This window comes from Mycolicibacterium phocaicum, assembly GCF_010731115.1.
Taxonomy (GTDB): Bacteria; Actinomycetota; Actinomycetes; order Mycobacteriales; family Mycobacteriaceae; genus Mycobacterium; species Mycobacterium phocaicum.
In genome coordinates, this window is record NZ_AP022616.1 from 2,061,867 (window position 1) to 2,075,624 (window position 13,758).

Annotated in this window: 11 protein-coding genes and 1 pseudogene; 7 read left to right on the top strand and 5 right to left on the bottom strand. The window is 67.3% G+C overall.

Annotation, left to right across the window (positions count from 1 at the left end; translation table 11 throughout):
• Window positions 1-77: 77 nt before the first annotated feature.
• Window positions 78-1,040 carry a DNA polymerase III subunit delta gene (gene holA / locus G6N46_RS09980; RefSeq protein WP_138248420.1) on the bottom strand — a complete coding sequence of 321 codons (963 nt, stop codon included), beginning with the start codon at window positions 1,038-1,040 and terminating at the stop codon, window positions 78-80.
• A 100-nt stretch (window positions 1,041-1,140) separates the two neighbouring features.
• On the opposite strand from holA, the gene G6N46_RS09985 reads away from it, so the two are divergent.
• A complete protein-coding gene (locus G6N46_RS09985; RefSeq protein WP_138248419.1) occupies window positions 1,141-1,857 on the top strand; it encodes a hypothetical protein in 717 nt (238 codons plus the stop codon).
• Window positions 1,858-1,994: 137 nt separating this feature from the next.
• On the opposite strand, the gene G6N46_RS09990 is transcribed toward G6N46_RS09985, so the two are convergent.
• The 3 genes from G6N46_RS09990 to G6N46_RS10000 are packed head-to-tail and all read right to left on the bottom strand — an operon-like array spanning window position 1,995 to window position 5,665.
• On the bottom strand, window positions 1,995-3,350 hold the full coding sequence (locus tag G6N46_RS09990) for a type I glutamate--ammonia ligase (RefSeq protein WP_138248418.1): 1,356 nt from the start codon (window positions 3,348-3,350) through the stop codon (window positions 1,995-1,997).
• Between the two features lie 30 nt (window positions 3,351-3,380).
• A complete protein-coding gene (locus G6N46_RS09995; protein ID WP_138248417.1) occupies window positions 3,381-4,850 on the bottom strand; it encodes a ComEC/Rec2 family competence protein in 1,470 nt (489 codons plus the stop codon).
• A complete protein-coding gene (locus G6N46_RS10000) occupies window positions 4,847-5,665 on the bottom strand; it encodes a ComEA family DNA-binding protein (protein WP_138248416.1) in 819 nt (272 codons plus the stop codon). Before G6N46_RS10000 ends, G6N46_RS09995 begins: the two co-directional genes overlap by 4 nt.
• A 198-nt stretch (window positions 5,666-5,863) precedes the next feature.
• Between G6N46_RS10000 and G6N46_RS10005 the strand changes: the two genes are divergently transcribed.
• The 4 genes and pseudogenes from G6N46_RS10005 (at window position 5,864) to G6N46_RS10020 (ending at window position 9,730) form a co-directional block, all read left to right on the top strand.
• Complete coding sequence (locus G6N46_RS10005; RefSeq protein ID WP_163692698.1) at window positions 5,864-7,195, top strand: hypothetical protein; 1,332 nt, start codon at window positions 5,864-5,866, stop codon at window positions 7,193-7,195.
• A 336-nt stretch (window positions 7,196-7,531) separates the two neighbouring features.
• A pseudogene (locus tag G6N46_RS29055) lies at window positions 7,532-7,630 on the top strand (DUF2510 domain-containing protein); the annotation flags it as partial.
• A gap of 162 nt (window positions 7,631-7,792) precedes the next feature.
• Window positions 7,793-8,422: a hypothetical protein gene (locus tag G6N46_RS10015; RefSeq protein ID WP_162563725.1), complete on the top strand. Its 630-nt coding sequence runs from the start codon at window positions 7,793-7,795 to the stop codon at window positions 8,420-8,422.
• 258 nt (window positions 8,423-8,680) lie between these two features.
• Window positions 8,681-9,730, top strand: a complete 1,050-nt coding sequence (locus G6N46_RS10020; RefSeq protein ID WP_138248415.1) for an NAD(P)H-dependent amine dehydrogenase family protein — start codon at window positions 8,681-8,683, stop codon at window positions 9,728-9,730.
• 10 nt (window positions 9,731-9,740) lie between these two features.
• Here G6N46_RS10020 and G6N46_RS10025 read toward each other — a convergent pair whose 3' ends face one another.
• Complete coding sequence (locus G6N46_RS10025) at window positions 9,741-9,935, bottom strand: hypothetical protein (RefSeq protein WP_133427244.1); 195 nt, start codon at window positions 9,933-9,935, stop codon at window positions 9,741-9,743.
• Between the two features lie 173 nt (window positions 9,936-10,108).
• On the opposite strand from G6N46_RS10025, the gene G6N46_RS10030 reads away from it, so the two are divergent.
• A complete protein-coding gene (locus G6N46_RS10030) occupies window positions 10,109-11,101 on the top strand; it encodes an ATP-binding protein (RefSeq protein ID WP_133427243.1) in 993 nt (330 codons plus the stop codon).
• Between the two features lie 52 nt (window positions 11,102-11,153).
• On the top strand, window positions 11,154-13,751 hold the full coding sequence (locus G6N46_RS10035) for a helix-turn-helix transcriptional regulator (RefSeq protein WP_133427242.1): 2,598 nt from the start codon (window positions 11,154-11,156) through the stop codon (window positions 13,749-13,751).
• Window positions 13,752-13,758: the final 7 nt, after the last annotated feature.

Consider the following 13,758-nt stretch of genomic DNA (forward strand, 5'->3'; position numbering starts at 1 on the left):
CTGAGCCTGTAGTTTTCGCGAAACCGCGGCCCGATGATCGGGCCGCGGTTTTGTTGTGTCTGTGAATAGGTGGCGGCTCAGCTGTCGGCCAGTTCGGCCACGCGACGCACGGCCGACTCCAGCGCGTAGTCGGCGTTGGCTGCGGCACCCTTGACGTCGGCGTTCAGCGCCGCGACCACCCGCAGCGCCTCGGCCACGGTGTCCCGGGACCAGCGCCGGGCCTGCTTCTGCGCTTTCTGGACCCGCCACGGCGGCATCCCCAACTCCCCTGCCAACCGGTACGGATCACCCGACTGACCACCGACCCGCGCGATCGAATGCACGGCCTCGGCCAGCGCATCGGCCAGCACCACGTGCGGCACACCGCCGGCCATCGCCCAGCGCAGCGCTTCGGCGACGCCACTGACGTCACCCGAGACGGCCTTGTCGGCGATGTCGAAGCCGTTCACCTCGGCCTTGCCGGAGTGGTAGCGCCGCACGGCCGCCGCATCGATCTGACCGCCTGTGTCGGCCACCAGCTGCGAGCACGCCGCCGCCAGTTCCCGGATATCAGAGCCGACGGAATCGAGGACGGCGTTGACGGCGTCGTCGCCGACCTTCACCTTCAGCGACCGGAATTCCTTGCGCACGAAGTCGGCGCGCTCGGCAGCCTTGGTGATCTTCGCGCACGGATGCACCTCGGCGCCAAGCTTTTTCAGCTGATCGGCCAGTGCCTTCGCCCGGCCACCACCGGAGTGCACGACGACGAGCATGGTGCCGCCCGGCAGGTCGGCCGCGGCACCTTCGATGAGGCCGACGGCTTCCTTACCCGCTTCTGCCGCGGCCTCGAGGACCACCACGCGTTCCTCGGCGAACAGCGACGGACTCAGCAATTCAGCGAGCTCGCTGGTGGACACGTCACCGGCCCGGAGCCGGTCGACGGGGACGTTGTCGTTGCCGGCCAGCTTGCGCGCGTTCCGCAACACATCCGCGACGGCACGCTCGACCAGCAGTTCTTCGTCGCCCAGCACCAGATGCAGCGCCTCGGTCGATCCACTCACCCGTTAATCGTTTCATGGCGTGCAGACAATCAGCGCAGTGCGGGTTGCGAAACCCGGGTTAGGGTTGCATTGCGCGATTGGTGATGCCGGGGAGGGGACCATGGCTGGCATCGACGAGGAAACTCTCATTGCCGCAGTCGCGGACTGGCAACTGAACGAGGTTCGAATTCTCGAACCGGGAGCAACGACGCGACAGCTCATTCCTGAAGCTTGGTGGCCGGTGGCGGAATCTACTGACCCCGACGAACGCAAACACGCGGCCCTGGATTTGTGGAACGAGGACTTCCTCGCCTTGATCCCCCACTATGCGCACGCGCTACAGACTGCTCTCGTCGACGTCCGGGTGGCCAAGCACAAGTACTACAGCGCACCCTCACTCGACTATGTCCTGCGGACCGACGAAGGCGAACTACGCGTATGGGCGGGCGATGACCCTCGCACCTTCGGAGACATCGACCCCCCGCTCTTCGATGCTGTCCCAGCACCAGTACAAACATTTCTGCGCCAAGTTCACGCCGGCTACGCCACATCCGACGGCGAAACCCACGGACTGGTTGCGCCGTCCGGCATGGTCACCCTCGCGGCACGCTGGTTTCAGGCGTCCGACACCAACGAGATCATCGAGTGGTTCGAGGACGTTCCGTTCCCCGGTACCCAGCGATTGCTATTCCTGACCGGCAATGGAGATGACATCGCGCTCTATGTCTCGCCAGACCTCCCCCCAGGTCAGGCAATCACCTACTACGAACCCGACTTCGAAATCGCACCATTTGGTGAAGCATTAGACGACTTCATTACGCGGCCGTTGGATAACTGAGCCATGAGTACTCTCGGACCGTGGCGGCCGCAGCCCAACGAGCCGAGGCGTGCACCGCGAACCTGGCTGCTGCCTGTGCTGCTGGCCGTTGCCGGAGGCATCGGCAGATTGGGGTATTGGGGTATAGCCGGTGTCCGTCACATACTCCAGGCCAGCCGGAACTTCTCGGCCAGTTCGCTGTCGGAAAGGCCGCCGTAGTTCTGCTGTTCGTAGCCGCGCACACCCAGCACGGCGTCGACCGGCGCGTCCCCGAGGATGTCGCGGACCACAGCGCTGTGGCGTAGCGCGGCGAGCACCTCGGCTTGCTTCGACGGCAGTGTCACCACGCCGGCGTACTCGCGTTGGGCAAGCGTAAGGGACCCCGGGTCGACGGTGACTTCGGGCGGCAGCGACAGTTCCCGGCTGATGCCGTCAAGTGCCAAGCCGAGGATGGTCGCCGACGCCAGGTATGGGTTGGCCGACGGATCGACGATCTTGAGCTCGACGTTGGCACCGTACGGATTTCCGGACGCGGCGCTGACGAAGCGGACAGCGGCCTCCCGGTTCTCGGTGCCCCAGCAGACGTTGGCGCCGGACCAGCTTCCCGGCTGGATGCGCAGCCCGGAGACGATCGACCCGCACAGGACTCCTTGCGCGCCGGGCAGTCCCGCCAGCAGGCCCGCCACCGCGGACTCACCCGCTGCCATCATGCCGCGCTCCCCCGTACCGCCCGAGAACAGCGACACACCGTCGCGACTCAGTGAAAAGTGTTGATGCGCCCCGGAACCCACGCTGCCCGCGAACGGCACCGGAGACAGACTGACGCGCAGCCCCTGGCGGCGGGCGACGCGGCTGATGATGATTCGCGCGAGCACCAGCTGGTCCGCGGCGGTGACCGGATCGCGGGGCGTCAGCGAGAATTCGAATTGGTTGGCCCCGTACTCGGGATGGAACTGTTCGATGGACACCCCCGCGGCAGCGGCCGCCTCCATCACGTCCCGGACGAAACCCTCGAATTCGAGCACGCCGGCCAATCCGTACTGCGCCCACAGGTCGGACGGCAGCTGCGCGCCGTCCGGGCCGACGAGTACGAACTCCACCTCATGCCCGACGACGGCCGTCAGCCCGGCGGCGGCCAATCGCTGCGTAACCCGTTGCAGCACACCGCGACCGCAGTGCGGGTCCGGCTTGCCGTCCTGAGTGAAGAACGAGCACGGCGCCCAGGCGAGCCCGTCACCGAGTAGGGCCACATCCGCCAGGTCGGCGCGCACCCGCCGGTCCCCGACCACACCGATCTCATCGCTCACCACGATGCCCGCCTGATCGATGGCGAAGACATGCCACGTCGGGCTGGTACCCAGCCCGTGGTCGGCGAACACCGCCACCCGATCGAGCGATACCACTTTGACCTGCGTCAGGCCTGCGGCATTGACCACGGTGCCGATCAGGGTCCGGACGCGGGCCGCTTCGAGCGCCGCCACCTTCGCCGCGGACCCGGCCGGTTCGTCATTCACGTCAATAATTCTGCAACTCGACGCGCGAGTTCATGGCCGGATCGCATTTCCTCGTCGCCGGCGCCACACGGCCAGCAGCAGCGCCCCGGCAACCGTCGCCCCGCCGAGCAGCACCGCGCCGCCCCAGCCCGACGGGACGCGGACCGCCGCTCCGGGAACCGCGGCACTCCACCGCGCGACGTGCAACAGCCACCACAGCTCGGGTCCGGTGAACCGGATGAGCAGTTGCGCCGCCGCAGGCCAGCACCACGCCACTGCGGCCGCCGCGGTGCCGAGGATCGTGATAGGCGGAATTACCGGAGCGACAAGGAGATTGGCCGCCACCGCGACCAGACTCAGGCTACCCGAGATCGCCGCCACCAACGGCGCCGTCACGAGTTGCGCGGCAACGGCCACACACACGGCGTCAGCGATCAACTTCGGCCAGCCGCGGTTCACCAGTCGGCGCGACCACCCTGGCGCAATCACCACGAGCCCCGCCGTCGCCACCACCGACAGCGCGAAACCGGCGTCCACCGCGAGCACCGGGGAGATCACCATGAGCACCAGCACGCTCGCCGCCAACGCGGGGATGGCCTGTCGACGTCGATGCACCAGCATGCCCATCAACATCACCGAACCCATTGCCGCAGCCCGTAATACACTCGGCGATGGCTGCACGATGACGACGAACGCGAACAGCGTCACCGCCGCCAGCGCCACGGCGATCCGCGGCCCCACCACCGCCGCGCTGAGCAGCACCGCGCCGCACACGATGGTCACGTTGGCGCCAGACACCGCCGTCAGATGCGTCAACCCCGCCCGGCGGAACGCGGCCGTCGTATCCGACTCGACCGCCGACACATCGCCCAGCACAAGACCCGGGAGCATCGCGGCCTGATCGGGCGGTAACGCCAGTCGCGCGGCCTCGCCGAATTCAGCCCGCACGTGCGCGGCCGCGCGCTGCCCGGTCGAGGCGGTCCCGTACCGGGGCGCGCCCACCGCGGCCAGCACCGCCACCGACAGGTCGCGCCGTTTGGGCCGGGCGACCCTGGCCCGGAATGCCATCGGGCGGCCCACTCCGACCTCCGAATAACCGACGGCCGGCGCGAAAACCATTACCCTCCCGGATGATTCGGCATCCCCCAGCCTCTGCATCGACGCCGTGAACATCAGCCTGCCGCCTTGGATCGTCCTGGGCGACTCGGTGGGTGTGACCGTCACCGCCACCGTCGTGCCTAAGCGTGACGCCAGCGGATGCGTATCGACCGCATGCACACGCACCGCCGCGACGATCGCGAATGCCGCGCCCACCGCCGCCACGGCGAGCACTGCGGGCCAACGCACCGAGCCCATCCACAACCCGACTCCCACGGTGCCCGCCACCGCGATCACCACCGCCGTCAGCGCTGCCCACGGCCCCCACCACACGCCGACCGCCGTCACCGTCCAGCACGTCACGGCGGCCGGTACCAGCCGCAGGTCGATGCCGGGGACGTCCGGCGCGGGACCGGCCGTCACACTTTGACCAGGGCACGCAGCTTCTCCAGCCGGCTCGGCCCGATGCCGTCGACCTCGCCCAACTGGTCGACGCTCGCGAACCGGCCGTTGGCCTCCCGCCACGCCACGATCGCTTTCGCCATCACAGGTCCGATGCCGGGCAGGCCGTCGAGTTGCTCCTCCGTCGCGGTGTTCAGATCAACGGGCCCCTGTGCTCCAGCACCTTTTCCGTCGCCGGGCGGCCCCTTCTCCGGCGGCCCGGACGTCGCACCGGCCGAACTGCGCATCACCGTGGGCGCGCCCAACGGCGCGGTGATGCCGACCAGAATCTGCTCGCCGTCGGCCACCTTGCGGGCCATGTTCAGGCCGACGATGTCGGCGCCGGCCAGTGCTCCCCCCGCTGCGGTGACGGCGTCGGCGATGCGGGCGCCGGCAGGAAGGGTCACCAGCCCCGGTTTGTGGACCAGCCCTGCCACGCTCACCACGACGTCCTCGGCTTTGGCAGGCGGCGCGGGCGCTCCAGGAGCGGATGACGAAACCATCTGCACCGGAGGCAATTTCGCCGCGGTTACGGGCGGCTTGTCGTCGCCGAGCACCGCGATCACGGTTACGAGGACCGCGACCACGCCGACCACTGCGAGCCCTATGACCCCCGCTCGTCCCGGATCGGCCCGCACCGACGCGACCCACCCGGGACTCCCCGGCATCGCGTCGGGCAACCACCGCGACAGCGAGGTGTCGTCGTTCGGGTCGGATTCTCCGTCGGGTTCCGTCGCGTCTCCCGGCTGCGCGGTGAGCCGCCGCTGCGCCCGATCGACCGGTGTCTGAGTGACCATGCCCGCGACGTTAGGCACCGGGACCGACCAGAACGCCCGGAAAAGGCGGCCACCGGGGGCTGCCTGTGGATCAATCGCGTTCTGTGGATAGATGTGGTCGGCTCGCGCAGTTGGCCGGTCGATCGCCGCCAAAATTGGCATCGTGGTGCGCCGAACTGTGGGCCGACAAGCGCCGCGGGCCCTAGAGTCGGGGTAACCATGACCACCGAAACACCTTCGCCACGTTTGAGTTTGACCGCGCAGCAACGCGAAGCGCTGGCTGCGGCGGCGAGGTTCCCGCTGTTGAGTGCGATCCAGGGCAGGCGGTCACGGCGATTTCCCGTTGGCGGCTCCATCCCGGCAGGGCCGTTGGCCTACACCAGTACCCGGGACGTCGAACCACTCGACGAGGTCGAACGCGCACTGATCCTGGCGACGGTAACCGGCGTCAGCGGCTGGCATTTCGGGATCAGTCACCATCCCGGATATGCACCGGCGTTCCCGAACTACAGCGGGTCGGCATCAGGTCGCACGTTCCCGTCAGCCGCGGGATTCGAAATCGTCGAGTTCTTCTTCACCGACGATTCGGGCACCTACTTCCTGTCGTCCCGAGACACGGCACCGACAGTGCCGGTCGACGACGGCGTGGTCGACATCGACGACTGGCTGGCCGCGACGGTGTCGTCCTATCGCCAGCTCTCCACCGATCGCATCCACATTCCACGGTCGGAGCCCTACCTCGAAGGCCACAACACGTGGATCGCCAATCACCCCGGCTCGCTGCTGGTCATCCCGGTCGCCGATATCGCACAGCATCTGTTGGCCAATCTGGCGTTCTTCCTGCAGAACGGCTACCTGATCTATGACGACGTCAACAACCGGCCGATCCCGGGACTGAAGGAGGCCGCCGCGGGCCTGGCGCACCGGGACGACGACCCGTTCCCGCTGACCTTCGTCGAGCAGTACTCGCTCACGGAAGCCACCGCCGAGTTGATGACCAGCGTCTACAACGGGCACCTACTACTCGGGGCGCTGGGCCTGGGCGGTTGGACATTCGACGGTATCGACCGGCTCACCATCCTCGGCGCGTCCGGCGACCCGGACGTTCCCGGCTTGGGATTCAACGTGCAAACCGACGAACGATGGGCACTGCCCAACCCCACCGGGCTGCCCGGCGTCTTCGAAACCTACAGCCGGCCCCACTACCCAGACATCGCCACTGCGGTGCGCGCCTTCGCCAACCGAAAATTCGGCCCCGGCGGGCCTTTTCACCCGGATACCCCAGGGCCGTGGCGGGATTCGCGAGCCGTGCGTTCGGCGGCGGCCGGGCAGGACGAGCAGTTCATCGAACTGTTGACCATCGCCGCGCAATACATCGACGACACGTTCGGCAAGTTTCCCGGCACCGTACCCACCGTGCACATCATGAATTACCTTCAGGCACAACACATCGACCTCGGGTTCTACGACACGCATTTCCAGCCGGGGGCGTATCTGTCGACCCATGCCGAGCACGACCGGATATGGCATGGACGACAGGACTCTCGCTGAGCTGTGGCTCAGAGACCCTTGTACTTGATGAGTTCCGTGAGCCGGTCACGCTGCTGAGAGCACCTTCGACGCCCTTAACTGGATCCCCGTCTTGGCTCCGCGCGCAGCACGTCGCGGGCGTCGTTCATGTGCGCCGCGATCGCCATGCAGCAGCTGCAGTGGATTCCATCAGGAGACTCCCAGGAAAGCGCTACGATCCGGTGATGAGGCGGGGGCACTCGGCTGTGGCAGTTCGAACTCTCGCGGTGACCCAGGAGCTGTCAGCGGATACCGCGAGTGCTGGCCCGTTTGTTATCAGACCGGTCCGCGCGGATTCCCGACGTATGGGCGACGGCCATGGTGACTGAGCCAGGTTGGTACCCCGATCCATTGGGCGGTCAGGGTGCCCGCTACTGGGATGGCGCTCAATGGGAAGGCGCCATTCAACCAGGACCGCCGACGGCGCCCCAGGAGTACCCAGAGCCCCCGCCGACACGAGAGCAAACGCGACGCCAGTGGCCGATCTGGTTGGGATTGGGTCTGGCCGTCGTCATCGCAATCGGCTCTGCGGTTTTCGTGGTGACGCGCCCAACTGGAGAACGCACGAACGCAGCACCAATGATCACGCCGACTACGACGCCCGAGCCGAAAGTGTCTCGGGCCAACGAGGTTGCCGCGGAAGTGCGGTCGGCAATGCAGTCCAAGCTCGACACTGATCCAGACCTTTCACCTCTGCACCTCAAGGTGACTCACGTCGACCTGGCCAACAAAGCGGGCAACGAATACAAGGGCATAGCGACAGTGACCACCTCGCGTGGGAAGACCCACGATGTGCCGATTGACGTCACAGCCGATGGCGACAAGCTCGTGTGGGAGACCGCCCCCGGCGCATTTCTGTTTGCGGTCCAGGACCTGCCGACGCAAGCGCCTGATCGCGCCGCGGCTCCACCGCCACCTCGGACGGTTGTTCTACCGCCGCCCTCGGCCATGGGACCCGTCGAGAATTTCAAAATCTGCCCATCAGGCACCAGTGGTGTTGCCTCTGATGAGACAAGCTGCGCGTTCGCAGACAGCGTGCGCTCATCGTGGTATTCCCAACCAGGCCAGAGCGTTATCGCCTACAGCCCGGTCACCCACCAGTCATACCTGATGACTTGTGTGCCGGCGACGACCAACATCTGGCCGGGAGCGAAGCGTTGCTCAGGCGTGAATGCCCAGGGCACGACCCTGATCGTGTACATCGACTAACCAGCTAATGCCGTTAACGCTATTCACTGCGTTGTCACGATCATCTTTGTGACGTTGACGGGCGCGGCACCACATCCTGTGGGTCCAACAAAAGAAGCGACGGACGTGGGCCCATGGTCGGCCGACTCCAGGGATTGAATTATCAAGGGTCAACTCCGCTCCGTCTCCTCGATCGTCCGGCCACCGGGACCCCCGAAGGCCGGTAGACACCTGCGGCATAGTGTCTAGCGAAAGCACAGCCCCAACGAGGAGGCCTCCATGACCACCGACCGCCCGCTCCGCGTCATCCAGTGGACCACCGGCAACATCGGCAAGCGATCCCTGCACGCCATCATCGCCCGTGACGACATGGAGCTGGTCGGCGTCTACGCGTACGGCGCCGAGAAGGTCGGCGTGGACGCCGCCGAGCTGGCGGGCTGGCCCGAGCCGACGGGCATCAAGGCCACCAACGACATCGAAGAGCTCGTCGCGCTCAAGCCCGATGCCTGCTGCTACAACCCGATCTGGCCCAGCGTCGACGAGCTGGTCCGGCTGCTGGAATCAGGCATCAACGTGTGTTCGACCGCGGCCTGGATCACCGGCGGCAAGCAGAGCCCGGAGGACCTCGCGCGCATCCAGAAGGCCTGCGAGGCAGGCAATTCCACGATCTTCGGCAGCGGCGCGCACCCTGGCCTGACCAACATGATGGGCATGGTGCTGTCCAGCGCGTGCGAGAGCGTCGACGAAATCCGCATCACCGAGTCGGTCGACTGCGGCGTCTACGAATCGGCCGGCACCATGGCCGCGATGGGCTTCGGCAAAGACCCGGAGACGCCGGGCCTGGCCGAGAGCGTGCGCCTGGAGAGCGAGGTGTTCGCCGAGTCGGCCGCGATGATGGCCGACGCCATCGGCGCCAAACTCGACAAGATCACCTTCGACGTCACCTTCACGCCGGCGACCGAGGACTCTGACCTGGGGTTCATGCAGATCCCGAAGGGCACAGTGGCCAGCGTCTACGGCTACCACCGCGGCTGGGTCGGCGACAAGAACGTCGTCAGCGTCGGCTTCAACTGGATCATGGGCGAACACGTCACGCCGCCGAAGCCGGTGGCACACGGCCACGTGATCCAGGTGTTCGGCGTACCCAACATGCGCACCGTCGTGTACTGCCTGCCGTCAAAGGACTGGAGCGAGGTCAGCCTCAACGGCCTCGGCATGATCTACACCGCGCTGCCGGTCACCAACGCGGTGCCTGCAGTAGTGGCCGCCGCACCGGGCATTCTCACGCTCAAGGATCTGCCGCCGGTCACCGGACGCTTCCACGGGTAGCCAAATCCGTTCAAAGCCGGTACATTTCACGCGCCATCAGCGCGTCCTCGATGTACTCGACATGAGTGTCGTAGATGGGATGCTCGTCGGCCAACCGATGCATCACATCACCGATGGCATGCTCCGCATCGGTGAGCCAGTGGGGTGCGGAAGGTGCGTGAGCTGCCAGGGCGTGGGGCCAGCTGAGGTGCAGTGTGTGGCTCATGGTCGTCACCTTTCAGTCGGGTCTGCGGAAGGGCTGCCGCTCTGGATTCAGAGTGCGGTGACGGCGGCGCCGGGGAGCGAGTAGCCGGGTACTCGAATGCGACCCCGCGTGGCGGACCCCTACCTGCGTAGTTCGGCCTGTCCACGGAGCGGGCCGCCAACTACCCTGTTCCAATGCGGTTGAAATGGCCGCTGACCGGCCGCAACGAGGAACTGCAGTCCATCGCCGACGCCATGTCGGACCCGACACTGGCGGGAATCGTGTTGTGTGGCGCCGCGGGCGTCGGAAAGAGCCGCGTGGCCCGAGATGCGTTACACGCCATGGCGTCAGCCCAGACCCGGACTCGATGGGCGGTCGGTACCGCATCGGCACGTGCACTTCCGTTGGGCGCTTTCGCCTCATGGGCGCCGCCCGCCGCGGATTCGCTCCAACTGGTTCGTGGCGTGATCGACTCTTTGACGACGACGCCGGCAGGCTCGGACGTCGTCCTGGGGGTCGACGACGCACACCTACTCGACGATCTGTCGGTGTTCGTCCTGCACCAGATCATCCAGCGACGCGCCGCGAAAATCATCCTGACGATTCGCGACGGCGAGCCGATGCCGCCCGGACTCGAGGATGTGCGTTCGAGTGGCGAACTCGGGCGCCTCGACCTACAGCCCTTGTCCCGCGAGGAGACCTCGACGCTGCTCGCTGCGACGCTGAACGGGCCGGTGGCTTCCGACACCGCGCAGCGGTTGTGGGCGCTCACTCGTGGCAATGCCCTCTACCTGCGCAACATCGTCGACCAGGAGGTGGCAGACGGGCGCCTGGCCCGATGCCGCGGCACGTGGACCTGGACGGGCGACATCGCCATCCCATCGAGCCTGGTGGAGTTGATCGAGTCCAGGATGCGCGGCCTTCCGCCTGCCGCCGGCGAGGTCGTAGACCTCTTGGCTGTCGGCGAGCCGCTCGACCTGGCCGCACTGCGCCGGATCGCCGATCCGGTAGGAATCGAAGAAGCCGAGGTGCGCGGCCTGATCACGCTGAAGTCGAACGACGTCCGGCTGGCCCATCCGCTCTACGGAGAGGTACGTCGTGCCCGTGCCGCGCAGACCCGCCTTCGTCGGCTGCCCAAGACCGGCACCACCAACCGCGACGAACTCGCCGCACTCCTGAGCCGCTGACAGCAACGCCGTAGCAGTGCCGTCCCGCCGTGATCCCGCCTACGCTGTCTGAGTGCGCCTGACCTGGCCACTGACCGGCCGCAACGAAGAACTTGCGGCCATCGACGCCGCGATGTCCGACCCCGACTCGTCCGGCGTGGTGCTGCACGGCGCTGCCGGCGTGGGCAAGAGTCGCATCGCGCGCGAAGCCCTGGCGCGCGCTGCCGGCGCGGGCAGCACGACGCACTGGGCGGTGGGCACCGCATCGGCGCGCGCACTGCCCCTCGGCGCGCTGACCGCCTGGATGACGGCCGAGATGGATGGGCCCCAACTCGTTCGGCTGATGGTCGATGCCCTCACCACCACGTCGCACGGCGCCGCGGTCATCGTCGGCGTGGACGACGTCCACCTGCTCGACGATCTGTCGGCTTTCGTCCTGCATCAGATCGCGCGTCGGCGGACCGCGAAACTCGTCTTGACGCTGCGGGACGGTGAGACAGTTCCCCCTGGGGTCCAAGAGATTTGGGCTGCAGGCGAGTTTCATCGCATCGATCTGCAACCGTTGTCGGCCGACGAGACCGCCGGCCTCTTGAGCGTCACCCTCGGCGGAACTGTCGACCCGGGCGCGGGGCACCGGCTGTGGAGTCTCACGCGCGGCAACGTCCTCTACCTGCACCACATGGTGGAACAGGAGGTGTCGGCCGGCCGACTGGCACCCGACGACGGCTGCTGGCGCTGGGCCGGAGGAATGACCGTGGCACCGGCACTCGTCGAGCTGATCGAATCGCGGATGGGTGCGCTACCTCCTGCGGTCGGGGACGTCATCGACATCCTGGCCGTCGGCGAACCGATGGACATCCGATCACTCACTGACATCACCGATCCGGCGGCGGTGGAGGACGCCGAAGTACGCAGCCTCATAACCCTCGACAGCAGTGACGGCACGGCGAAAGTCCGGCTGGCGCATCCCCTCTACGGTGAAGTGCGCCGCGAACGCGCTCCGGCGCTGCGGCTCCGGCGGCTCCGCGGCCTGGTCGCAACTGCCTTGGTGGCCGACACGGACCAGGACGATGCGATGTTGGTACGTCGCGCCACCTTGGTGCTCGATTCCGATCTTCCGCCCGAACCCGACCTGTTCCTGGCCGCATCTCGAGCAGCCGTTCACCTGCTGAATACGCCACTGGCGGAACGGCTGTCGGAAGCTGCGGTAGCAGCCGGCGGTGGCATGCCGGCAGAGCTCCAACTCGGCTACTGCATGGTCTGGCTGGGCAGCGCAGCGGAGGCACAATCCAAGTTGGCCGCACTCGCCGACCGCGCGGAGACCGACGTCGAACGGGCCCGAATAGCCACCCTCCGCGGACACAACACGTACTGGACCCTTCGTCAGCCGAAGTCAGCCGAAGCAATCCTCGACGAGGCCGAAGCGGCCGTTGCCGATCCACTCGCCCGGCGGATCCTCGCCGCACAGCGAGCCTCTTTTCACGCGGATCTCGGCCGACCATCAGCGGCGGTCCGGATGGCCGACGCGGCCCTTTCCGGACCGCTGCCCGACGAGGACGGGGCCCTTGCCTCCTGGGCCAAGGTCGGCGGACTGGCGCTGTTGGGCCGTGTCGGCGAACTCGGGACGGCGGCCGCACTGGGCCAGACCGCCGCGACCGTCGCACCCAACGGCTCGGTGCTTCGCAACGGCCTCAGCTACCGATACATGATCGGCCTCAAGCTCGCAGGCCTGATTCACGACGCCGAGGACGTCGCGCGACAGGCCTGGCGCGACATGCAGGACACCTGGCTTCCGCACAGCGGAGAGGTCCATCTGGGACAGGCCCAACTCGCCGGCGGGCAGGTCGCCGTGGCGCTGAAGCGACTACAACGGGCCGTGACCGTAATGGCCCCGTTCGGCGAAGTCGGTGGCTGGCCCTTCCGCGGCCGACTGGGTATTACGCAGGCACTGGCGTGGGCCGGCGATGCCACGGCCGCCCGGCACGCTTTGATCGACCTCGAGGCGAACCTGCACCCGGGAATGTTGTTCCTCGCAACCGAGGTGACACTGGCCCGGGCGTGGGTGGCCGCCGCCGAAGGGTCGCTGACCGAAGCCGTGCAACTGGCTCGCACCGCCGCGGCCGACGCCCGCGACGCAGGACAGCCGGCATACGAAGTGCTGGCGTGGCAGACCGCGGCGCAGTTCGGCGACGGCTCAGGAGCCGACCGACTGCTGCAACTCACCTCTATCGTCGAAGGCCCCCGGGTCGGCCTGGCAGCACGCTTCGCCTGCGCGCTGCAGGCCGGTGCCGCCGACGAACTCGTCACCATGTCAACGGATTTCGAGGACCACGGCGAGCTCATCGCGGCGATCGACGCAGCCGCCCACGCGGCACTGGCCTACCGCAAACACGGCCAACGCGGCTCGGCGCTCACCTGCGTGACCCGCGCGCAGACACTCGCCCAACACTGCGGCGCCAGTACACCCGCGCTCCGGCGGGCCGCCCAACCGCTCCCTCTGACCGATCGCGAACGCGAGATCGTCATCCTCCTCGGCCACGGCCTTTCCAGCCCCGCCATCGCCCACAGACTCACCCTGTCCCCCCGCACCGTCGAAGGCCACATCTACCGTGCCATGGCCAAGACCGGCACCACCAACCGCGACGAACTCGCCGCGCTGCTGCGGCGGTAGGGACGCC